Consider the following 23,198-nt stretch of genomic DNA (forward strand, 5'->3'; position numbering starts at 1 on the left):
TGGCAATCTCCGTTCTCAAGGGCAATTACACTTCACTACTTTTTCAGACAAAAAAAGTGTTGTAATTCAAATAGAACGTGATGATTGTTTCTATGGTACCCTGGCCATGTTGCAGCCGCATGGCTCGGGCACGGCACACTCGTTGCCCAAAAAAATTACAGGCAAGTAACCGATGCCGACTTTGAGAAGTGTAAGCACAAAGCGGCGGTAACTGATAGTAAGGAAGAGGAAGTCGAAATAGAATCCTCAAGTATTCCCGCTGATCACGCCACCTTACCGCAGTGTACGGGTGTTAAAGTGGGCGATACAAGACTCGAACAACATCCCCAATCGCCGGGGAAAACTGAAGTTCGGCGGGAAGTGCAAGCTCAGGTGCAAGTAAATTCGCCAATTACTGATCCAGGATTGGCCATTCTGGTCGAAGCTTGGTCGAATCTGGACGAGGAGACCAAGTCAAGCATCCTGGCCATGATCGAGAATGAGTGAGAGGTTGGCTGAATAATCATCCGCCCAAGTTGCCATCGATCACATCGTGGGCCATGCCAGTAGCCCAAGGAATTCTCACTTCCTAGAACGGATCAGAGGGCTGCGGCGCCTAGCTGTGTCAAGCATTGTAAAAGAGTGGCTTCGGCTAAGGCAGGCAAGTGATGATGAGGACCGAAGTTGGCCCGCGCTGTTCGACCAGACTCGCAAAGAATCTTCCTACTTGTCCCAGCATCTAGAGTTGATTTGGCTCAGATTTTAATCCCGGTGCCCGCCCTTCAGGTACCATCGGTATAGCGTACTAGTTCACCTGCTCCCAATCCGAGGTTTTCTAACTCGCCGGACAGAGTGAAATCGGCCATTAGGGGATGAATTTTGGGGGCTCTATTGCCAACCGCTATGTAGCGGCGGTCGATAAATCCGACGGGCGTTGCGACAGGCAATTATCGTCAACGGTGTTCACGCCGACTGCACGACATGACGCTTCGTTCTGGGTCACGAAAGCAGCCGCTCGGAGGCCACCAAACGTTGCCACGTGCGATCGCTTTGACTACGCTTTTCACTGACTCGAACTCGCTGAGACGTTTGCCGACGCGAGACACCTCCAGCAGTTCGCCAAAGTCCTAAACCGCCGCGGCTGATGCATCTTCAGCGACTTCAATATCTGGCCAACTGCCGTCTGTGGCGAGATCGTCGCTCCGAGTATCTGCAGTTTCCTGCGGCGGTCGTGAACGCCTCCGCTAGTTGCGCTGCGCGGTCTTGAGCTTCATTCGAGCGCTCTGAAACTGACCTGGGAGGTGCGATGTGTCATCACTTCGAGCGCGCTATTGCCAGGCCGCTGACTACAACGAGAATCAGGTCGTTTGTGTTCGAGGGTGGCCCTACTACGCAGGAATCGGAATGCTCGATTCTTTGTCAGCGGTGATCACGGAAGGTAGTCAATGCTATTTGAAATCCACTGGGTAAGAAGCAACCTTGGTGCGATTGCGTAATGGCAATGCTTGGTCGGTGTCTGGCCTCATTGAATAATGGGAAGTTCCATTGCGAACCGTGGGCTATATCGCCGCACGCACGAAGTCGAATAATTCACAGGAAATAGCCTCTAGGTAGCAAGAGTGAAGTGGCCCGAGACATTGATTGTGGCTCGCTGCTGATTTTGCGATTAGACTAGTGCTCATGAAAGACGTCACGCTCATCCTGCAACGCATCCAAGAAGGCCAGCAACACGCCAGCCAAGATCTGTTCCCGGTTGTCTACGACGAGCTACGGCGATTGGCCACGGGGAAGATGAGCGTGGAGCGAGTCGATCACACGCTCTCGGCGACGAGCTTAGTCAACGAGGCCTATATCCGCCTGGTCGATACCGACACAGTTCAAGACTGGGACAGTCGAGCCCACTTCTTTTCGGTGGCGGCTGAATCAATGCGGCGGATCTTGGTTGAGCACGCTCGCCAGAAAATGGCGGTGAAACGGGGTGGAAATCTCCAGCGGCACATCCTCGCTGACGACCCAACCCAACTACCGACCGACCCTAGTGTGTTACTCGACTTGAACGATGCAGTGGATCGACTCGCCGCGGAGGACGCCGAAGCTGCCGAGTTGCTCAAGTTGCTGTTCTTCGCCGGTTTGTCGGTGACCGAAGCCGGGCGAGTGTTGGGCATGTCCAGGACGATCGCCTACCGGCATTGGGACTATATCCGCTCCTGGTTCGCCGTGCACGTCGATTCGTACGGCAATTGACGGCGCCTTCTAACGGCAATATCGCCGATTTGCCTCGCCTACCAGCCTGTGACCCTGGTCTCGATCCTCAGGGTGCCGTTGTCGCTTAGCCTTTAAAAATAGGCGAAATCCAGCAACGCCAGAAAACTCTCGGATTTCCCGGGACACTTCTGACAGCAAATACGCATGTAGTGGTAGTGCGGCAAGTCTTGTCAGTTGGACGCAACGAACAGCCTCACTAATTGAAATCCAAATCCGAGCCTCCCCCACTCCAGCAGGATCATCGCCATGCGAAACCTCCTCTCGAAATTCCGTCGATCTGCTTGCCAGACTTCTCGCAAGCAAGCCACAGCAGGCTGCAATGTTACTTTCGAGCGGCTGGAAGACCGGCGAATGTTGGCCGCGACTATAGTCGAAGCAGATCCCATCAGTACTGGCCTGATTTATGAGCAGTATGAAGGGATCTTCCTGGAGTTTGACGACATCATGGTAGGGCTAGAGGAAGCGGACAACTTCACTTTGATCAACGCAGGTGCGGACGAGCTGTTTGATACAGCTGACGACACTCCCATTGCCTTGTGGGTCGACAACACGGACGAAGGAATAATGGTCGACCTGCACCTTACTAATGTGGAAGTGGGCCGCTATCGCCTCACAGTTAGCGACGCCATCACGGATGAATCGGGCGATGCCTTGGATGGCGACGAGGACGGTAATCCTGGCGGGGATTGGGTCCGTGTTTTTGACGCGATTCCGCTTGGACCAATGGGCGCGGAGTTTCAAGTGAACTCATCCACCATTGGTCCACAAGATGTTGTCTCGAACAAATCAGTTGCGATGGACGCGGCGGGAAACTTCGTCGTGACTTGGTCTAGCAACCAAAATGATGGCAATGGATATGACGTCTATGCGCAACTCTACGATGCAGCCGGAACTGCCTTGGGGGGCGAGTTCGCGATTAGTGCCGATGCGAATTATCATCATGAACACTCGTCAGTGGCGATGGACGCCGAGGGCAATTTCGTCGTCACTTGGACCAGAAAAAATATACAAGGCTCTTCACATCGCTCTGCGTTTGGGCAACGGTACGATGCAACCGGAACTGCGGTTGGAGCCGAATTCCAGATTGATACACGCATGGTGGGTGGTAGTGATGATTTTCCTTCTGTGGCGATGAACTCTTCGGGCAGTTTCGTTGTGACTTGGACCGATAATGACGGCTCTAACAGTGGCGTGTTTGGGAAGCTATACGACGCGACTGGAACCGCCGTTGGAAACGAGTTCCAGGTCAATTCCCATGTCGATGATTCGCAGGAGAATTCGTCCGTGGCGATGGACGCCACTGGCAATTTTGTCGTGACTTGGTCCAGCTTTGGTCAAGACGGTTCCGGCTCAGGAGTCTATGGGCAGCTTTTTGATGCAGCCGGTACTGCTGTGGGAAGCGAATTCCAAGTTAACACTCAATTCGATGGTCACCAAGAGAGGCCATCCGTTGCCATGGATGCACTGGGCAATTTTGCCGTGACTTGGACAACCGAATCCATTGGCGGCGTTTGGTCTAGCGTGAATGGGCAACGTTATGATGCGGCTGGAACCAGGGTGGGAGGCGAGTTCCAAGTCAATAGCGATGCGATTGAGAACCGGACTCAGCGGTCGAGCTTGGCAATGGACGCTGCGGGCAACTTTGTCGTGACTTGGTCCAGTGAAGGTGGAGACGGCTTCTCTCCGAACGTGTCTGGGCAACGCTATGATGCGGCTGGAGCCGCTCTCGGAGGCGAATTTCAGATCAATAGCCAAACTTTTTTTGGGCAGAGAAATCCGTCTGTGGCGATGCTTGACGCAGAACATTATGTCGTCACTTGGAACAGCACCGGGCAAGACGGAGGTGGGCACAGAGGCGTCTTCGGACAAATGTCCAATCCCGTCGTCACCATTCCCGCTGGAAGCGGCACAGTCTACGTCTCTCGCATCGGCGACGATGTCTCTATAACGAAAGACGGCCAGCCAGTCGCCACGATTGCCTTAGAAAGTGTGCTTGGCATCACACTCACAGGCGCCGCGGAGTCGGAAACTTTCTCGATCGACATCGACGGCTTGAATCCGGGAGTGCTCCCCAGCGGCATTACGATTGCCGCGGGCGAAGGGACTGGAGACGACGACACATTGGAGCTAATCGGCTCAACCACCGTCGACAACTACGATTACACCACCGGTGGACCCGAGTCGGGCACGATTACGCTCGATGGCTTTACGGTGACCTTCTCGGAGTTCGAGCCGATTATCGATCAGTTGAATGTGCAAAACCGCTCGTTCTCGATCGGTACGCCCGGTAATCAGACCATTGTCTTGGGCGACGACGGCGGCGCGGCAGATGGATTCTCGATCATCAGCGATGGAGGCACGGGCGCCTTCGAATCGGTGGCGTTCCTGCCGCCCACTGAGAATCTTACGCTCGATGCGGGCGATGGAGACGATCAAGTGATCATCCAACAGACCGATGACGGTTTCAATGTCCCCGTCTCGGTCGCCGGAGGTGATGGGAATGATACGATCGATTCCTCGCAGGCCAACATCACGCTGGTCTTAGACGGCGGCGGCGGCAACGACACGATCACCGGCGGCGCCGGCAGCAACGTGATCATCGGCGGCGAAGGGGACGACACTCTTATCGACGGCGGCGGCACCAACACGATCGTCACTGGCGGGGGAACCGACGATATTCAGCAAGGCAGCGGCACCAACACGGTCGTAACGGATACAGGCGCTGGTAATAACGGTCCTCTGATCTCGGCGAGTGCCGGCAACGTGGCCGTTGGCGAGGGGGAGACCGCCCGAAAGACCGGTACCTTCTTCGATCTCGACGAGACGGACAACGTAACCATCTCGACTGATTTCGGCGTCATTGCTTTTCAGGATACAGGGAACTCCGGCGCTTGGACCTGGAAATACAACGCTGCAGGCGCGCTTCCGCGGACAACGGTCACGGTCACGGCGGATGATGGTAGCGGCGCCACGAGTAGCCTTTCGTTTGATGTGACTATCGGTGCCGTCAATACGGCGCCAACTGCCACAGGGCAGTCGGTCGAAGTAACCGAAGACGGTCACGTTGCCTTCACGCTGGTCGGCAACGACGCCGAGACGCCGGCCGACAGCTTGCTCTTTACCGTCGAAACGGTACCCACCAGTGGATCGCTCTTCACCCCGACTGGCGATCGCGTGGAAGTAGGCGCAGTGTTCAGCGGCGCTCCCACACTCGAGTACCAGCCGGGCGCCAGCCGCGCTGGTGAAGGGAGCGACGGGTTCTCCTTTTCTGTCTCTGACAACGACGTTGGCGGAGCACTTACCAGTGCTGCGGCCGACGTTTCCGTGAATATCGTCCAGGCAGTCGAAGATGGTGCCGTAACGATCGACTCCGATGGCATCCTGAGGATCGGTGGGACCACTGGCAACGACCGCATCCTCGTGACACGATCCTTATTCACCGGCCAGCTAAGGACCTGGATTAACGGACAGCGGGTGGGCCCGGCCGTGGCGGCTGCCGACGTTTCTGAGATCCACGCTTGGGGACGCGAAGGCAACGACAAGATCATCGTGCTAGGCGTCGGCGCCGACACGCTCATCCACGGCGGAGCGGGCAATGACCGTGTGATCGGCGATTACCGTTCCGACCTGATCTTTGGTGGTGCTGGCAACGATCGACTCTTCGGCTCCTTCGGCGACGACATGCTCGTGGGCGGCGCTGATGTCGATAAGCTATTTGGTTCCTTCGGCGACGATATTCTCATTGGCGGCGAACTATCCGAGACGCTCGTCGCGGACGACCTGCATGACGCACTCGATCAATGGAGCGAGGAGGGACTTATCAGCGAGGACTTGGCCGACGGCGTACTCGACGATGCCGCCTTCGACCGGGTTTTTGGCGGATTCGGCGACGACTGGAATGGGGTGAGCTGATGCAGTGATTGCGAGCATTCAAGCTGGCAGTGGGGTTTTTGAGGTGAGATTAAGAACATTAGGATTGGTCGACTCTTCGCAATCGGATGGGGCGCTCGTGATCCTGCGCCCGGTTATACTAAATCGCGATTGAAGACTCGTCTCTGCGACTCCATAAGAGGCAGATATGCACTCGAACAACTCTGGACTTGCCTCGGCCAAGTCGATCTACTTCTCGGCCATCGAAATCGAAGACGAGGCGCAATGCGCCAAGTACCTCGACGACGCCTGCCAAGGCGACGACCAGTTGCGCCAAGAAGCCGAACAGCTGCTCGCCGCACATGGGGCGACGCGCGAAGGTGTCATCTCGCGGGCGGTCGCGGAGCTCAACCCGAACGTGGAGCACACCTCGCCAAACAGCAAGATCCTGTCAGCGGCCGTCGCCTCCGATGCATGGGATGTTTCCCAGCATCCCGTCATTGGCCGTTACAAGCTGCTGGAAGAGATTGGCCGCGGCGGCATGGGCACCGTCTACATGGCCCAGCAGACCGAACCGATCAAACGGCGGGTCGCGCTGAAGCTGATCAATCCGGGCATGGACTCCCGCGAGGTGATCGCCCGCTTTGAGGCGGAACGCCAGGCACTGGCAATGATGGACCATCCCAATATTGCCCGAGTGCTAGACGCGGGAACCACCGAGCAGGGTCACCCCTACTTTGTGATGGAGTTGGTGCGCGGCATCCCGATCACCGAGTATTGTCAGCAGCATCGGCTGACTATCGAAGAAAGGCTCCGCCTGATTGTTGACGTGTGCCATGCTGTGCAGCATGCCCATCAAAAAGGCATTATTCATCGCGACCTAAAACCATCGAATGTGATGGTCACTGGTAGTGAAGGTGTTCCTGCGATCAAAGTGATCGACTTCGGCGTGGCCAAGGCGCTGCATCAAGACCTGACCGACAAGACGCTCTTCACTCAGTTTTCGCAACTCATTGGTACGCCGCTTTACGTCAGCCCCGAACAGGCCGGGCTCGGCAACCTCGACGTGGACACTCGCAGCGACATCTATTCGCTCGGCGTCTTGCTCTACGAGTTGCTGACCGGCACGACCCCGTTCGATCGTGAGACGCTGGCAAAAGCCGGGATCGACGACGCCCGCAAAATCATACGCGAACAAGAACCCCTGCGCCCAAGTGCGCGGCTCAGCACACTTCGAGCTGCCAACGATTCGACCACAAGAATGCCTGTTGCTAGTGAAAACAGACGCCTCGTAACCAAGTTGCAGAGTGAGCTGGACTGGATCGCCATGCGGGCCTTGGAGAAGGAGCGTGGGCGCCGCTATCAAACTGCCAGCGATTTAGCCGAGGATATCGAGCGCTATTTCAACAACGAACCGATTGAGGCGAAGCCGCCAACATTTGCGAGTTGGCTCGGAAAGTGGTCGCGACGGCATGCTGCGCTGGTTTGGACACTCTTGTGCATCTCGCTCGTGTCGGCGACGGCGCTGGGCATCAGCAACTTTTCCATCTCTGCGTCTCGCAATGAAGCTGTGCGACATAGTGAGCAGGCGGAACTCGAACGCCAGAAGGCTGAGCAACTGCAATTAGCCGCCATAGAGCAGAAGAATATTGCCCATAAGAATCAGTACTACGCAGAGATGGTAGCGGGGCAATTCCAGACTGACAGTGGCAATGCAGGAGGACTGATTGACAATCTCATTAAGTACTTGCCTCTTCCGCAGACTCAAGACATTCGCGGCTGGGAATGGTACTACTTGCTGTCCAAGTGTCGCCCCGAGGAACGAACTATTGTCTATCCCGGACTCACACCATTCGTCGCTTGGAGTCCCGATGGAAAATTCATCGCTGCTCCAGGGGCTGTCTGGGAGGCAGATTCCGGCAAGTGCATCCGTAGGTTTGATACCTCATACATCATGAGATACAGGTCTGCATGGAGTCCCGATGGTGAGCAGCTAGCATGGGGCATGACAGAGGACGAAAACGCATATTACATCTGGGAACGCAACAGCAACCGTGTAAGTCGATATGCTTGCGATGCTAGGGTCAACACCGTCGCTTGGAGCCCAGAAGGCTCGCTGATTGCTGTAGGATTAATTGGGGTGATGAAGACTAGGGAGGCGGGAATGGAGTTGCGGCATCGCATCGAGGTCCGCGACGCTGTTTCCCAGCAGTTGAGGTATGAACTTCCGGGTTTCGACTCTGATGTATCCTTGGCCTGGAGCCCTGATGGCCGCTTTTTAGCTGCTGGATATGATTGGGGTGGAGATCTTGAAATATGGGACGTATCGAAGCGCGAGCGCGTTAAGACATTAGGTCTCCCAGGTATTGCCGTATGTGTATCGTGGCATCCTCGCGGAAATCAATTGGCTGTCTCAGAAGATGATCGTTGGCGTCTGTTTGACACGAAGAACTGGGAGCAAGTCTACGAATCAGGTCGCGGTCGATATGGGGAAGCGATTAGTTTTAGCCCTGACGGAGCTCTCATCGCTGTCTCGCAAGGCGAAGCCGTTGCAATTCTTGATTCCTCGAAGAAGACAAGAATTGTAGAGCTTCAAGGGCATCGGTACCCGGTGCATTCTTTGTCGTGGCATCCGGATAGCAGACGACTCGTCTCAGGTGGCGAATCTACGGAAATCAAGCTTTGGGATCTCGATCGAGAACGCCCGGCAATGATAGCAACCGAAGACGATATTGAAACGATCACTTGGCAAGATGCTGATCAGATATTGACCGTAGTAGATCCAGCGGGGCGTTCTACTGCCCTATGGAACGTTCGAAACGGTGCAAACAGCAGCCGACATTTGATGTCCCCTGAAGATCCAATCGCCGTCAGCGCCGATCGCACCAGAGCAGCCATCCACGACGACGGGGATAAAATCTCGATTCTTGACGTAGCGACTGGCACCCCATGCGCGTCCATTCCAGTCGACTCGCAACGCCACTTTCACACGGTTTCATGTTCTCCGGATGGGTCGACCGTGCTTGTCCAGACCGAAGCGGAGCGAGTGCTGCGGCTAGAGGTGTGGAACGTCGATCAGGAGCGACTTCTCTGGACCTGGGAGAGCAAGCGTGCGTCAAGGAACGCATCTGGCCCCCTCAATCGAGTCACCTGGAATACAGACGGAACTCGGTTTGCCGCGATAGGGTTTGGCGATGACGGCGAGAACGGATCGAAGTATTGGCGAGATCACTTACACTTATTTGACATACCGCAGAAATCGAGGTTGTTCAAATATCTACCCAACGGTCGAGACAAAATAATTTCGGCATGCTGGGACGCCAATGGAGGCCGAATCGCTATCGGGACGGCGGATGGTCGCTTAGAAGTCGTGGATGCCGAACACAGCGTACAACTGTTCTCCGAAAAAATTCACGTTGACGGTATCACTGCGATCGCTTGGCACCCAACTGGCAAGCGATTGGCTCTAGGTACGCGCGACGGAACGGTGAAGATTGCCGATTCTGAAGCGGGCACCGTGCTGCTGAACTTCCCGCCGCTTTCGACGCGTATCTCGTCGATGGCATGGAGCGCAAACGGCCAAGAACTGGCAGCAGCTTCTGCCCGAGGCGAGATTCAGTCCTGGGATGCTAGACGCGGTTACGAACTTGCCTCTGGCAGTACCAGACGAGGTGAGTTGGCATGGGCATATTACGGTCAATCTCCAAAGGCGGCGAGCGAGAGTCGCACCGACGCCTTGCAGGCTTTCATGAAATACGCTCCTGATACGCTTGGCTACTGGAGGTCGCGTGGAGAGGTCTGCGCAGAACTCGGCAACTTCAAGCGAGCACGAGAGGAGTTCTCCAAAGCAATAGGGTCAGATTTGAAGTATTCCTTTAGTGCCGCGCGTGCACGTGCCTGGGCAATTCTGGGGAGTGGTCGATGGGGCGATTTTCATCAGACGTGCGCGGAACTTGTGCAGGAGTTTCAACACAGTCCGATACCTTCTAACCAAGGATACGTGTCTTGGCTGTGGGCAATGACCCCCAATGAGTTAATTGATCCCGAGACTGTAGTGCAGATGGCGCACACATATCGCGACGAATATCAGGGAGACCGCGCGCACCTAACGTACGGTGCATGCCTTTACCGTAAGGGGGACCTTGATGAAGCGGTCCGAGTGCTGATGAGTTTATCCGCTAAACTCGACCGAGGCGGAGATCAGGTTGACCTCTATCACTCGGCCTGCGCAAATTACTTCCTTGCCATGTCGAGATACTCGTTGGGCAACGAATTCCAAGCTAGGCGACTCTGTCAGGAAGCAAACCAATTCACAGACGCTTGCCTCACAAGATTGCCAAGCACAGCTTGGCAGCAGAGAGTCGCTTTGCAGACGCTGCGTCAAGAGGCGAATGCAATGCTTGCCGACTAGGGTTGGCGAATCCTCGTTAACAGCCTGCGAGACAGCCCTAGATGAGTTCAGCTGACTCCCCAAGGCGTGAGAAGCGTCCCCTATTCAGGGGCCTGAAGCGTCTCTCGAAAGTTCACCTCTTCCAAATAGATTCTGCGGCGGACGGCATTCACTGAGATCGTCAGTGGCGGTGGTCTGAGCTACGGAAGAGTAGTTGCCCACGCCTCGAAACCAAGTTCACAGAGTGCGTTGCTAACATTGCTCGTTGGATGGAGCAGGCTAACTTCTGCTCGCCGAAATTGCACACCCGCCGCGAATTATTTTCGGAAGAGCAACGCGGCATCTGTCATCAGATTGAATGCGCGAGACAGGCGGCTGGGACCCGCCATCAACGGCTCCCTCGACGTGTGTCAGCGGGGGGTATATCGCCGGTCGCTAACTAGCGGGTGTCTAAACGACCGCCGCAGGAAACGGGAGATTCTCGTGGCGGCGGTCGCGCCACCGCTGCAGATTTGCAGGATCTCGAACTGAACGAAGTTGGACCAGCCGACCGCTGGAAGAGTCTCCCGCTAACTGCGGAGGTCTCGTCTGACCTTGGGCACCTCAGCGAGTTTGCTGAGGCGGTAACCGGCCTCGGATGATGCATCCTCACGCACGAAGCAACATGCCTTTCCTGCTGGCGGGCAGGAACAGCTTCGGCACGAACGCCAAATTCCGTTTCCAAAGGCGGTCAGATTTCCCGCGGAACTTGGTTGGCGCGAGAAATCCCGGGAGGGCGTATCACAAATGTGCTAGACAACTCATGACTGAGTTTGCCTTGGGCGGAACGATGAAAGGTGGAGTGCAGACCAAATGCCTATCAGAGCAAGTACCAAGCTCAATGGCTCTGGTATCTGAAAAGACCAGAGCGTGCCGTCGCCGTTCGCCCCGCCAACAGAAGCCGTACCAAAGACAGTGCGACCCGATATTGCGATAAACGTTCCCGCACTCCCGTATTTCGCACTGCTGAAGTCATAAAGTTTGGCAAAGTTGCTTGTAGCCACCTCGTACGACCAGAGTGTGCCGCGCACATCCGCCATGCCGATGTCATTCGTACCGATCACTTTTGAACCTAATACAGCGACGGACCCCGGCGCACTCCCTTCAGCTGCCCTGATAAAGTCGTGAAGCTTGACGAACTGGTTTCTCTCCAACTCGTAGGACCAAAGCGTGCCGAAATTACGCACTCCGCCAAATGCAGCCGTGCCGAAAACCGCGGTATCCGATAAGGCGATTCTACGAAACGTATACCCTTCGAGAATGCTGCCGAAGTCGTACAGTTTTGTGAAGCGATCAATGTCCAAATCAAAGGACCAAAGCGTGCCGCTTCCATACGCCCCACCTGATTCAGTCGTACCGAAAACTGTGCGGCCCATCGACGCAATTGAAAAGGGTCCCTTCCCGTCGAATACGCTGCCGAAGTCGTACAGTTTTTTGAAGCGATCAGTTTCCAAATCAAAGGACCAGAGCGTACCGGCGTCATTCGCGCCGCCATATAGGGCAGTGCCAATGATTATGCGACCGGTTGACGCGATGAAATAACCCGCCCCACCGTCACTCACGCTATCGAAGTCGTGTAATTTCGCATAGTGATCTGTGTCCAGATCAAAGGACCAGAGCGTGCCGGCTTCGTTCGCTCCTCCCTCAAGGGCCGTACCAAAAAGTGTGCGTCCTGATATGGCGATAGGAAAAGGCCCCTTTCCATCGGCAAGGCGGACAAAGTCGTGCAGATTGGTGAACTGGGCTGTACTCGTTTCATAGGACCAGAGCGTGCCCTCTCCGTTCGCACCGCCCTCAGAAGCCGTACCAAAGACCGTGCTACCCGATATGGCAATTTGTGCAGGTGTTTTCCCTTCGGCGAAACCGACAAAGTTGTGCAGGTTGGTAAATTGTGCTTGCGCAATTCCAGACGCGGTAAACTCGAAAAGTATACCTAAGACGGAAACAGTGTTAATGTAAGTTACTTGCAAGGTTGTTAGACATCGCATGATTCACCTCCCTCGCATGGGTCTTCTGCCTTCATAGGGTAAATGGCAAAAAGACCAAGGGCCCCGACATATATTCTGCGAAAACTTGGCGGCGAATTCTGAATTGGTTCCGTTTTGCCGTTTGTGTCTTACTGTCTCGTTTGCGTGCGATTCCGCACGTCCATCGCCGCCGCAAGCCACTCGGCTCCGGGTTTTCGGCCTCTTCAAGTTCACGAGACTATAATGTGCAATATTCGTTCCCGAGTACACATGAAAGTCTCCAATATGCAATAGATTTCATAAAGCTCCACCAGAAAGGAATGTCAGCCAAGTGCTGGCGGTGATAATCACCACCTGTAGGTTAGCGGACAGAAACAAATGGATGCTTATCGATGGTCGCCCTTGGAATGAAATTTGCCCCATAAGACCTTCGTGGCATCGCTGAGTCAGTGATGCCGGATAGCAGCACATTTACGATGTGCGAGGAGGTTTCCATGGCATTTCTGGAAATTCGTGTTTCCAATGTGGTTAGCGTGGTTCTCATTGCCCTTGGATTGCCAGCCGCAGCAGCCTTCCTCTCGATTGGAGTGCCTCACCTGATAGGCGGAAGTTGGGCGGATTTCGCACCTGCTCTGGTGTTGTGCGGTCTGGGTATGTTTCTACTGCAGATGGCAATAGCTGCCTTCCGAGGTTTCCTCCATAGGAAGAAGAGTTAGTACAGCCTGGGACTTGGAATTTGGCGAGCTTCACTTTCGCCTAGCAGTACAGTAAGGGTAGTAGCAGTCTGACACCGGCTCCACGTCATACCCAGGGAGGCATTTCTTATGAGACGGCTGATTATTGCTAGATCTATTGGCTCAATAACGCTTGCCTTTGGGGTGATCGGGACTTTCGATAGTCTACAGAGCAGGGATGACAGGCTACTGTACGAGGCCATTCCCTCCCTAATGTTTCTGGGTCCCACACTGATCATGATAGGCATTCTGCTTTTGTTCCTGACAAGCAAGAAACCTAAAAGTACCACAGTTTACAAGAAGATGTTGGTAGCTGGCGTAGTTTTGTTGGTAATACCTGTAGGTCTCTGGATCAAGGTTGCATTAGGCCCTCCCGAAACAGATGCGGGTTGGGGGATGATAGCGATGTTCGTTTCTTTCCTTGTCGGTGGTCCGAGTTTGGTATTGGTAATTACTGCGTCGGTTTTGATGTCAATTTCAAATCACTGATGTTGGGTGCGGAACTGAGAAAATGTATAAAGTGACCCCCCTGATTTGTGTCGTGGCGATTCTGTGTCACATTGCTTTGTTCATTGGTGAAATGGGAAAAGTTGTGCTTTGGGAGGACGTTGTTTTCTGGTTAGTAGTATTCCCAACTCCCATGGCAGTCCTTGGTGTCATGAGTTATTTGGAACAGAAGAGCTGGTTGCCTTTGTTCACCGCCTCATTTCTTTTGACCTCTCTCTATCTATATCACATCATTATCTATTTCACGAAAGGGATAGATTCTCAAGGTGGAATGGGCCTTGTGGTTCTCGGCATATTTCAGTGGGGTGTAGTACTTCTTTTGTTGATTGCTGAAGCTCTGCGTAAGTGCTTGCGGCGAAAAACCAGAAACTGACAATCAAAATAGTGCAAAGATGTGAGTACGCAAATTACAAATCTCTCAACAGTTTGCGCGAGGCGGTTACATCAACCACAGTGTGAAACGGTCCGCAGCTAACTCGCGGCGGTGTGCACAACCTCGCTCAGTTTGAGTTTCCTCCAACTGCCAGCGGTTGGACCAGTTTCAGCGAGTTGCGCCGGTCGCGAAGTCGCTGAGGTGTCTCCCGAGAAATGACACCGCTGCAACTTGGAAGAAGTTCTTCCAGCGGCCGGTTGATGCAACCGCCAGCACGAAGCAAACGTCCCCTGTCGCATCGGTCTCAACCACCTCGTGTTCTGCCCATTTGCTCGTATCGACCGCCATTGTTTGATTTCGCAGTGTCCCGCGGCTCTACTATTGGGTGCTATCCGAGTACCTGATGGAAACTTGCCGTGACCAACTCGTCGCAGCATCGCCGCACACCTTTGGGTTTGTTCGCCGACAAGCCAGCGCCCCGGCTCTATGATTACATGGTCGAGGTACTCCGTGTCCGGCACTATAGTCGCCGCACGGAGCAAGCCTACGTCCACTGGGTTCGCAGATACATCGACTTTCACAGTTGGCGCCACCCACGCGAACTTGCCGAAGACGAGGTCAACCGTTTTCTAACACACCTGGCCGTCAATGAGCACGTCGCTGCGTCAACGCAGAATCAGGCGCTCTCGGCGATACTCTTTCTCTACGAGCATGTTCTGCGGCAACCGCTCGACCGAATCGAAGGCGTCGTTCGCGCCCGTCGCCCCAAGCGGTTGCCCGTCGTTCTGACGGTCGATGAAGTCTCGCGCGTGATGACGCATCTGGCGGGCGAGAAGTGGTTGATCGCGATGCTACTCTACGGGGGTGGGCTGCGACTGCTCGAAGCACTCCGACTGCGAGTCAAGGACTTGGACTTCGAGCGTGGTGAGATCACCGTTCGCGAGGGAAAGGGAGACAAGGACCGCGTAACGACGATGCCGCGGGCTATCGCGCATCCTTTGCAGGAACACCTGGAGCAAGTCAAGTCAATTCACCAGCAAGACGTGGCCGACGGCTTCGGCCGCGTGGAGCTTCCTCACGCGCTGGCCCGCAAGTACCCTAATGCCAACCGCGAATGGGTTTGGCAGTACGTGTTTCCTCAATCGCATCGCTGGAGCAATGCGAAAACCGGCGACCAAGGAAGACATCACGTTCACGAGTCACTCGTCCAAAAGGCCATCAAGCAGGCTGTTCGACAAGCTGGGCTGACGAAACGAGTCACGAGCCACACGTTCCGCCACTCGTTCGCCACACACCTGCTGACGGACGGGTACGACATACGCACGGTTCAAGAACTTCTTGGGCATAAGGACGTGCGGACGACAATGATCTACACGCACGTCCTGAATCGCGGCGGACGCGGCGTCCGGAGCCCCGCCGACGGGCTGCGCCACCGGACTCGATGAGCGCTAGACAGGGGCGGCCTATCACGCAAAACCAGGGGCGCCATCGAAGCAAGCCACTGCTACAATAGAATTTACAACAAACCACTGCCTGCGCGTTAGGCCGCACATTTGCGGTCTACAGGTGATAGGCAGAAACTTCCTATAACCAAGTTAGGCGACTTCAGAAATGAGCTGGTACGGCACACATGCCATCCGCACTAAAGAAGAAGTCAAAAGCATGCTCCCTGCAGCGGCTTGTAAGCACTGTATCTATTGGTTCCAGGTCGCAATCGGCTCGTCTTCGGAGACGTGGTATCACCGATACGAAACCTGCCCCCGCTGCGGGATTCGGCAATGGGACCTTTTAGACCAGTTCACCGCTGAGGCAAACAGTCGCCTAACCACCGGCTGCAGTTGACCGGCAGCGCCCGCGAGTAGAATGTTGTGGTCGGTTGGACGCCTGCTCCCGCGGGCGGCCGGCAACTGAGCCTTTTACGTTAGATTGAGGAGGATTCATGATGCCTAAAAGAACCAGGACCTCTCGGTGCGAGAGCGGTGGCCTGAAGCCTCACGTCGTAAGCATGGGTGTTGCCCTGGGTGCAGCAGTTGGAGTTGCACTCGGTCTTGCGCTCGACAACATCGGTGTCGGTATTGCAATTGGTCTCGGGAGTGGTACTGCGCTCGGAGCGGCCTTTTCCATGCTGAGCCACCATGGAGAAGACATCTAACCAGTGCATGCACAAGTCGCGCTCCGCGCGCATGTGATGCAAACGTTAGGGGCCTCTACCGGATGGGTGAAAAGGCAAGTGCATTTACAAAAGGTGGTTGTGGCTGCTTGCTTGCCTTCGCTGGTTTTGCAGTGATCGCTCTACTGCTAGGCGGCAGCGCCCACATAGATATTGGCGGAGCAATACTTCTGTTCTTGATCGGTGGACTGCTCGGATTGCTGATCCTCTGGATATACAACAAGGGCAAGAACGACCGCGGCGGCCCCTAACCACCGGCTGCAGTTGACCGGCGACGCCCGCGAGTAGAATGGTGTGGTCGGTTTGACGCCTGCTCCCGCGGGCGGCCGGCAACTGAGCCTTTTACGTTATCTCGCTTAGCTTAGACAACACGATTAGCACAAAAACGAACGAACCCGATCAGATCCCAACTCGCAAAGCGTCGAAATCTTGCCTTCGTTCATGTGCATTGGCACTGTTTATCTTGGTGACGGCGCCGGTCTTTCTCTATTGGTTCGTTTTCCCTGCCCCGAAATACATCGGGAATAAACCAAACGGAGAATCGTACATCGCCACAAAATTCGAGTTTCGCTATGGTTACGCAACGAGATTCGTTGATGATCCGCACAACAAAATGCAATGGGTTTTCGGAGAATTGCCCGATTCAATTACTGTTGATGATTCCGGTTTGAGGCTAATCGTTTACAATTCCCACAATGCGATCATCAAATCATCGATAGATTCCATGGAGGCCTACGACGATTCGTTCAAACACAAGGGCTACATGGGAATCTGGGACGACGAGCGGGAGAGCTTTGCGGTTGATTCGAGTGGAACCATTGAATAAGCCGCTGAAGCACGACGATCGCGAGATAACAAAGGGTTGCACACGGAGCCGCGGGTCGCGCGGGTTTCAATGTTTAGCGAGTTCGCCGCGGCCCGGTGAACCCGGACGTTATGCCCCTCAACTCCAATGCGTTTACCAGCAATTAGCGGTGTGATTGATCGACGTATTCTCGCGAACTATCGCATCGATCCCGAGTGCATGGCGGCCGCGTTACCTTCGCCATTCCGGCCACAATTGGTCGATGGTTACGCGATCGGCGGCATCTGCCTTATTCGCCTGAAACGGGTTCGGCCAAAAATGTTTCCAATTCCTTGGGGTATCGGGTCGGAGAACGCTGCGCACAGAATTGCTGTCGAATGGGAAGCAAACGGTCAAACGATGAATGGTGTCTACATTCCTCGCCGAGATACCAATTCAATGCTCAATTCGTTGGCCGGTGGCAGGATCTTTCCCGGAATTCATCATCACGCAAAGTTCACTGTAGAAGAAATTGGTGATCACTATTCCGTCACGATGGCAAGCGATGATGGCGGTGCCAAGGTTCATGTTTCTGGCACGGTCGTCCCCGCGATATCGGAATCATCAGTTTTCGACTCCCTCGAATCCGCCTCCAGCTTTTTTGAATTGGGCTCGCTTGGGTATTCAGATACCAGCACTAATGGCAAATTCGATGGTCTTGAATTGCAATGCGAAAACTGGCACGTCGCATCCTTAAACGTCGACAAGATCCAATCCAGCTATTTCGAGGACGAATCACGCTTCCCAAATGGTTCGGTTGAATTTGACTGCGCTTTGTTAATGCGAGATATTGTTCATGAATGGCATGGTCGCCCCGATCTATGTTGTGCACCAAAAATCGGGGCATAACAATCGCATGCACCTGAGTTGCCGCTGGTGCCGTTTTCTGAAATTGAGCATCGCTGGCGGCAACCCGGTGATGCGTGACGTTCGGCACCGGTCTCTTTTTGGCGGGGACTCCTCGTGCAGTTCGGCCAACGCTCAAGCTGCTGAAGTTGGACCAGTTTCAGCGAGTTGCGCCGTGGCCAAACTCGCAGAGGTGGCCTCCGAGATTTGACACCGATGCGAGTTGGAGAAGCCTTTTCCAGCGGTCGGGTGATGCAACCGCGGTCGCGAAGTGATCTGCGAAACTCGCAGAGGTCAAGATTCCGAACGTAGATTTGAGGTAGCACACATGCCTGCCAGAACGGTTCGACCGATGTCACGAAAGACAACTTCAGATGGGAATACAAACCGGCCATTGAGTGTAGTCAATTTGGTCGCACCGTTTGGCTAATCTCGGCCGCTCGAAATGCGTTCGGTCGATGTGTTCGACGCAGATTAGCGAGCTGCCTTTTCTAACAGCGCGCGATGAATCTCGGGAAGAATCTCCTATCTAAACGATGGTCACAGCGGCAGTTGCAGTCCAGCGAATTCTTTTTCCTCGGTCAGCGCTGCGAAGAGATCATCGGCTGCCTGAGCATGACTCTTCAGGTGACCACCCTTGTCGCGATTCGCAATTATTTGAATCAAGTCGCGTTGCTCGTGGGCCAGCGAGTCGAAATCGTCCCACGCTCGCTCAAACGCCAGATCAACGTACTCGGCAAATCCGTTCGTCTCAGGAAGATATTCCTGCGCTGTGTTCAAGTGAAATTTAAAACCGTTTGCTCGTAAGATGGTAGTCGAGAAGCCACTTGCGATTTGGGCGACAGATGCAAGTTCCACTGAGGCTGGCGTCGCAAAAGTGACTAGCGGTTTAGAGGCCAACGCAACTGGAACCACTTCAATATTCACCACTGCCTGTTGAGATGCGGAGCGAAGTGGAGCCGGCGCCGCCACTGCAACCGATGCCAACAGCGGCTCTTCGTTAGCCTGTTCACCAGCCGGTAAAGAGGAAAGGGCGACTGCAGGTGCAGGCAGGCCAAATTGACTCTCCCAGAAACCTAGGTCCACGGCGTCGACGTCGCCATCGTTGTCGGCGTCGCCATCAGTTGAGCTAGCACTCGGCGTGCCGAAGCCCCGTTGCCAGGTGAGAAAATCAAAACCGTCGATGTCGCCATCGTTATCAAAATCGGCCGAGTCCACGACCGTTTGCAATTCGACAGCACCCATGTCGATGCGAAGGCCTCCCTCGCCCCCATCGACAACTCGCACAAACGGCGCGCCGCGCTGATCGAAGTCGGGTGGTGAGGTGAAGCCGGGGTCGCCCGCGTCGATCGCCGGGCTGCCGGCCAGCAAGCCGTGGGTCAGCGTCGGTCCTCCGTTGTCGGCCAGCGGGCCAAGCAGGGCCAGTTGATTGAGAAGGTTTCCTGATCCGGTGCCGGCGGTGATGCCCGAGCCGATGGTATCGCCAATCAGACTATAATCGACATTGAGCGCGCCGCCGAGGTCGGGTCTCAGATCAGCAGCCGTGCCGTTATCCGTATTGCCCGCGACGATCGAGTTGACAATTATAAGCGGTGGATTGACAGCAGAGTCAAAAACGAAAACTCCGCCCCCCGCATCCCCGGCCGAATTCGCCGTTACCGTGCTGCTGCTGAGCTTCACTACACCGGAAGACGTGCCGATGCCGCCGCCATGAGAATCGCTGCTGTTTCCGCTGACGGTGCTGGAAGTGATCGTCAGCGTGCCCAAGGCATAAATCCCGCCGCCTGATCCGCCATCACCGTCGACTCCATTGGCTCCATCGGGTCCGAAGGGGCCGCCGGTTCCGCTGCCACCGAGTCCACCGTTCCCGCCGCTTCCGGTCGAGTTACCGTTGATAGTGCTGCCGACGATGGTCAAGGTGCCGTTGGTACTATAAATTCCGCCACCGCTTCCGCCGGCCCCTCCATCTCCGCCATTTCCACCGGCTCCAAAGATGGCGTCTCCTCCGTTTCCAGCCTGCCCGCCGTTTCCGGTTGCATTGCCGCTGATGGACAAATCGATCAGCGTGAGATTCTCTAGAGAACGGATTGCCCCGCCATTTTGACCGTTTCGACCGTTCTGACCGTTTTGGCCAGAGAATCCGGGGATTCCGAGGAAACCGTTCGCTGTATCACCGCCGGTGAGCGTAAGACCGCTGAGCGTCACGTCAATCTGGCTCCCGCTCGCGTCTATGTTGAAGATACGAAAACCATCCCCCGTGTTGAAGATGTTGTCGATGCCGTCGCCCGCATCGAGGGTAAGCAGGTCCTGCCCGGGGCCGGTGATGGTGAGCGAGTCGGTGATTCGCATTTCGTCGAAGTTGAGTAGCATCGTCTGCGGTGTGGCAAAGACAACCGGGTCGAACTGGATGGTGTCGGCGCCCAGGTTGCCGTTGGCCAGTCCGATGGCTTTGCGGAGCGAAAAGTTGCCTGCGGAAAAATCGCTATCATTGAGGTCAAGTATGGTATCAACCACCAGCGGGAAAAACGGAAAAGGTTGAGACTCATACGCCCCGATATCAACGCGTGTGCCTACCCCACGCAAGAACGGGGCGCCACGTTGGTCGTTGGGTATGGCGAGGATGTCAAAGGTTGGGTCGGCCGCGTCGATCGCCGGGCTGTCGGCCAGCAAGCCGTGGGTCAGCGTCGGTCCTCCGTAGTCGGCCAGCGGGCCAAGCAGGGCCAGTTGATTGAGAAGGTTTCCTGATCCGGTGCCGGCGGTGATGCCCGAGCCGATGGTATCGCCAATCAGACTATAATCGACATTGAGCGCGCCGCCGAGGTCGGGTCTCAGATCAGCAGCCGTGCCGTTATCCGTATTGCCCGCGACGATCGAGTTGACAATTATAAGCGGTGGATTGACAGCAGAGTCAAAAACGAAAACTCCGCCCCCCGCACCCCCGGCCGAATTCGCCGTTACCGTGCTGCTGATGAGCGTCACTGCACCGCCAGTCGTGTCGATGCCGCCGCCACGAGAATCGGTGCTGTTTCCGCTGACGGTGCTGGAAGTGAGCGTTATTGCGCCGGTAATCGTGCGGATGCCGCCGCCATCGTCACCAAATTTGGTACTGTTGCCGCTGACCGTGCTGTCGGTGAGCGTTACTGCGCCGGAATACGTGCGGATGCCACCGCCACCGCCACCGCTCTCATTTCCGCTGACGGTGCTGCCCGTGAGCGTTACTGCGCCGTATTGCGTGAAGATGCCACCGCCACCATTAACGCTGTCATTTCCGCTGACGGTGCTGCCCGTGAGCGTTACTGCGCCGGATTGCGTGAAGATGCCGCCGCCATCGCCACCGCTGTCATTTCCGCTGACGGTGCTGCTGTTAAGCGTTAGCGTATCGCTGGAGTCGAAACGGATGCCGCCGCCACGGTTGATTATTCCGGTGGTCTGGCCGCCGGTGATCGTCAGGCCAGAGAGCGTCAGGTCGCCCGTGGAGGCGGTGAAGTTGAGAACTCGCGACTGCGTGTTGGCGTCGATTGTTACGTTGGCGGCCAGCGCCGTGGCGTCGATCGTCAGCGCCTCGGTGATCTCTAACTCCAGGCCGCCGAGAGTGATCGTCTCGCCAGAAAGGGCCGCCGCAAATTCAATCGTGTCAGCACCGCTACCCGCAGTCGAACCGTCGATGCTGGTGTTGGTATTCGCCGCGAGGATCGCTTCGCGGAGGGTCACTTCGTCATCGATAAAAAGATTGTCGGCCAGCGACGTGACCGTAATGACCGCCAGCATCCGCCGGTCTTCGAGCGTTTCGACATGCAGCCGACGCCCATAAGAGGACAAGCTAGCGGGAGAAACGATCCGAGGCTGAGAGCAGCGGCTAGATTTTCGACGACGCTGACGCGATGCAAACCAATTAAAACGATCCTGACGAGACACAGCAACTCCCCCAAAAGACATACCTACCCAAAGACAGGCCGATTATAGACCAAATGGGGGAAGACCGCGACAATTAGGCCTGATTTGCTCAGGAGAACTGCAAAGTCGAAAAACCAAACAAATAAGGGATTAGCCACAGAGATCACAGAGAACACGGAGATCTGAAAACAAGGGGTTCTCTGTGCCCTCTGTGATCTCTGTGGCAAAAATCTTCTTCATCTACGCGACTTTGCAGTCCTCCTGCCTGATTTGCTACTGATTTGACCCCCCCAGATACGTCTCCATTGTGTTTTTGAGACCTTCGTTCCCGGGATATCTCGACAAGGCCCGTTACCACCAAGTAACTTGCGTGGGACGGTACAGAAAACTCATGTTGCTAAACAAAACGCCAACTACTCTCCGAATAGGCGACGGATGAAACACTTTTTTCGGGGATACTACCCCACAGATGAGCCGTTCCTGAACCAATTTTGATGCGACGCCTTGCGTCCGTCGAGGAAATCAACCGACGGACGAAACTGAGCGAATCTTCCAGGCGTCAGTCGCTCAATCGGATGTTCTCTGACTCCTCCCAGACCTGCGCAAGACAGACTCTTCTGGGCCATTTCCAGCCCACACCGAATCTGCTCCAGGGCGGCAGTGTACTGGGTCGGAATGCGTCATCGAAATAATAACAACCGCTCCCAGATCTGTTCGCCCCAAAGTGCCCCATGGAAGGCGTGCCATTGGTCACGAGCGAAACCTTTGTTCACCATGACCGCCGACAGATTTCGGCCAGTTGAACTCGCAGAAGTTGGACAACTCGCTGCAGCTTGGAGAGTCGGCGTAAGCGCAGAGGTCTCCTTTCCGCTAGGACACCTCTGTCAGTTCGCTTAGAGCCCTAGATGGCAGAGGCTGATGCATCCGCCATCTCGAACCGAATGCCGTTAACAGTAGCGGTCTCGATACCTGCGTCGTTTGGTGACCTGCCTTGGTGACTCCGGTCGGTAGGTCATCGGTCAGCAAGCTCGGCTGCCGTTCCCGAGCCATGCTCGCTGTGGTTGATCATTCCAATCGCAATCCTCGTACTGCTACCGCCGCGGCACAAGATGGCGGTCTAATTCACCGTAGGGTTGCTCATATGGGAAGAAGTCCAATGGATTTGTGAGGGGCTAGTCAGAAAGATGGCGAGCCGGGAACGTAAGTGACCGGAGTTTATCGCGGGGCAACGTAGACGCGCTGCGCATCGCGGCTAACAAGATGGGCGTTGCGGTTTCCACGCATAATGATTAGTGCCGACGCCCTATTTCTTGATATTCG

16 protein-coding genes are annotated in these 23,198 nt (G+C 55.3%); 13 read left to right on the forward strand and 3 right to left on the reverse strand.

The features are described 5' to 3' along the window. The first annotated feature begins 84 nt into the window (after nucleotides 1-84). From Pr1d_RS08120 to Pr1d_RS08140, 5 genes are all read left to right on the forward strand, one after another. On the forward strand, nucleotides 85-486 hold the full coding sequence (locus Pr1d_RS08120) for a hypothetical protein (RefSeq protein ID WP_148073067.1): 402 nt from the start codon (nucleotides 85-87) through the stop codon (nucleotides 484-486). A 1,173-nt stretch (nucleotides 487-1,659) separates the two neighbouring features. After that, nucleotides 1,660-2,223, forward strand: a complete 564-nt coding sequence (locus Pr1d_RS08125) for an ECF-type sigma factor (protein WP_148073068.1) — start codon at nucleotides 1,660-1,662, stop codon at nucleotides 2,221-2,223. 267 nt (nucleotides 2,224-2,490) lie between these two features. Then, on the forward strand, nucleotides 2,491-6,156 hold the full coding sequence (locus Pr1d_RS08130; protein WP_148073069.1) for an Ig-like domain-containing protein: 3,666 nt from the start codon (nucleotides 2,491-2,493) through the stop codon (nucleotides 6,154-6,156). 166 nt (nucleotides 6,157-6,322) lie between these two features. Continuing rightward, nucleotides 6,323-10,525 (forward strand): serine/threonine-protein kinase, encoded by a 4,203-nt coding sequence (locus Pr1d_RS08135; RefSeq protein ID WP_148073070.1) that lies wholly within the window; start codon nucleotides 6,323-6,325, stop codon nucleotides 10,523-10,525. A gap of 425 nt (nucleotides 10,526-10,950) precedes the next feature. Beyond that, nucleotides 10,951-11,145, forward strand: coding sequence for a hypothetical protein (locus tag Pr1d_RS08140; protein ID WP_148073071.1), 195 nt, complete (start codon nucleotides 10,951-10,953; stop codon nucleotides 11,143-11,145). A 159-nt stretch (nucleotides 11,146-11,304) separates the two neighbouring features. On the opposite strand, the gene Pr1d_RS08145 is transcribed toward Pr1d_RS08140, so the two are convergent. Further along, the gene (locus Pr1d_RS08145; RefSeq protein ID WP_148073072.1) at nucleotides 11,305-12,531 is read right to left on the reverse strand and encodes a choice-of-anchor tandem repeat GloVer-containing protein; all 1,227 of its coding nucleotides are present in this window, start codon (nucleotides 12,529-12,531) and stop codon (nucleotides 11,305-11,307) included. A 473-nt stretch (nucleotides 12,532-13,004) separates the two neighbouring features. Between Pr1d_RS08145 and Pr1d_RS08150 the strand changes: the two genes are divergently transcribed. The 3 genes from Pr1d_RS08150 (at nucleotide 13,005) to Pr1d_RS08160 (ending at nucleotide 14,124) form a co-directional block, all read left to right on the forward strand. Next, nucleotides 13,005-13,226, forward strand: a complete 222-nt coding sequence (locus Pr1d_RS08150) for a hypothetical protein (protein WP_148073073.1) — start codon at nucleotides 13,005-13,007, stop codon at nucleotides 13,224-13,226. A 108-nt stretch (nucleotides 13,227-13,334) separates the two neighbouring features. Then, complete coding sequence (locus tag Pr1d_RS25980; RefSeq protein WP_148073074.1) at nucleotides 13,335-13,733, forward strand: hypothetical protein; 399 nt, start codon at nucleotides 13,335-13,337, stop codon at nucleotides 13,731-13,733. Nucleotides 13,734-13,755: 22 nt separating this feature from the next. Further along, entirely contained in the window at nucleotides 13,756-14,124 is a 369-nt protein-coding gene (locus Pr1d_RS08160; protein WP_148073075.1) for a hypothetical protein, read from the forward strand. 168 nt (nucleotides 14,125-14,292) lie between these two features. Here the strand turns inward: Pr1d_RS08160 and Pr1d_RS08165 are convergent, their stop codons facing one another. Continuing rightward, nucleotides 14,293-14,472, reverse strand: a complete 180-nt coding sequence (locus tag Pr1d_RS08165) for a hypothetical protein (RefSeq protein ID WP_148073076.1) — start codon at nucleotides 14,470-14,472, stop codon at nucleotides 14,293-14,295. Between the two features lie 68 nt (nucleotides 14,473-14,540). Here Pr1d_RS08165 and Pr1d_RS08170 point away from each other — a divergent pair, with 68 nt between their 5' ends. The 5 genes from Pr1d_RS08170 (at nucleotide 14,541) to Pr1d_RS08190 (ending at nucleotide 17,987) form a co-directional block, all read left to right on the forward strand. Beyond that, nucleotides 14,541-15,569, forward strand: a complete 1,029-nt coding sequence (locus Pr1d_RS08170) for an integron integrase (RefSeq protein WP_449240576.1) — start codon at nucleotides 14,541-14,543, stop codon at nucleotides 15,567-15,569. A gap of 494 nt (nucleotides 15,570-16,063) precedes the next feature. After that, a complete protein-coding gene (locus Pr1d_RS08175; protein WP_148073077.1) occupies nucleotides 16,064-16,276 on the forward strand; it encodes a hypothetical protein in 213 nt (70 codons plus the stop codon). Nucleotides 16,277-16,338: 62 nt separating this feature from the next. Beyond that, nucleotides 16,339-16,545: a hypothetical protein gene (locus Pr1d_RS08180; RefSeq protein WP_148073078.1), complete on the forward strand. Its 207-nt coding sequence runs from the start codon at nucleotides 16,339-16,341 to the stop codon at nucleotides 16,543-16,545. Between the two features lie 197 nt (nucleotides 16,546-16,742). Further along, on the forward strand, nucleotides 16,743-17,120 hold the full coding sequence (locus Pr1d_RS08185; protein WP_148073079.1) for a hypothetical protein: 378 nt from the start codon (nucleotides 16,743-16,745) through the stop codon (nucleotides 17,118-17,120). Between the two features lie 150 nt (nucleotides 17,121-17,270). Further along, nucleotides 17,271-17,987, forward strand: coding sequence for a DUF2071 domain-containing protein (locus Pr1d_RS08190; protein WP_238476522.1), 717 nt, complete (start codon nucleotides 17,271-17,273; stop codon nucleotides 17,985-17,987). A gap of 537 nt (nucleotides 17,988-18,524) precedes the next feature. On the opposite strand, the gene Pr1d_RS08195 is transcribed toward Pr1d_RS08190, so the two are convergent. Next, a complete protein-coding gene (locus tag Pr1d_RS08195) occupies nucleotides 18,525-21,899 on the reverse strand; it encodes a choice-of-anchor Q domain-containing protein (protein WP_148073081.1) in 3,375 nt (1,124 codons plus the stop codon). Nucleotides 21,900-23,198 lie beyond the last annotated feature (1,299 nt).

This window comes from Bythopirellula goksoeyrii (assembly GCF_008065115.1).
GTDB lineage: Bacteria > Planctomycetota > Planctomycetia > Pirellulales > Lacipirellulaceae > Bythopirellula > Bythopirellula goksoeyrii.

Excerpts from the sequence above, each read along its gene's own strand:
- Pr1d_RS08145 (WP_148073072.1), bottom strand. The coding sequence starts at position 12,531 with ATGCGATGTCTAACAACCTTGCAAGTAACTTACATTAACACTGTTTCC.
- Pr1d_RS08125 (WP_148073068.1), top strand. The coding sequence starts at position 1,660 with ATGAAAGACGTCACGCTCATCCTGCAACGCATCCAAGAAGGCCAGCAA.
- Pr1d_RS08180 (WP_148073078.1), top strand. The coding sequence starts at position 16,339 with ATGGGTGAAAAGGCAAGTGCATTTACAAAAGGTGGTTGTGGCTGCTTG.
- Pr1d_RS08135 (WP_148073070.1), top strand. The coding sequence starts at position 6,323 with ATGCACTCGAACAACTCTGGACTTGCCTCGGCCAAGTCGATCTACTTC.
- Pr1d_RS08175 (WP_148073077.1), top strand. The coding sequence starts at position 16,064 with ATGATGCCTAAAAGAACCAGGACCTCTCGGTGCGAGAGCGGTGGCCTG.
- Pr1d_RS25980 (WP_148073074.1), top strand. The coding sequence starts at position 13,335 with ATGAGACGGCTGATTATTGCTAGATCTATTGGCTCAATAACGCTTGCC.
- Pr1d_RS08130 (WP_148073069.1), top strand. The coding sequence starts at position 2,491 with ATGCGAAACCTCCTCTCGAAATTCCGTCGATCTGCTTGCCAGACTTCT.
- Pr1d_RS08160 (WP_148073075.1), top strand. The coding sequence starts at position 13,756 with ATGTATAAAGTGACCCCCCTGATTTGTGTCGTGGCGATTCTGTGTCAC.
- Pr1d_RS08150 (WP_148073073.1), top strand. The coding sequence starts at position 13,005 with ATGGCATTTCTGGAAATTCGTGTTTCCAATGTGGTTAGCGTGGTTCTC.
- Pr1d_RS08165 (WP_148073076.1), bottom strand. The coding sequence starts at position 14,472 with ATGGCGGTCGATACGAGCAAATGGGCAGAACACGAGGTGGTTGAGACC.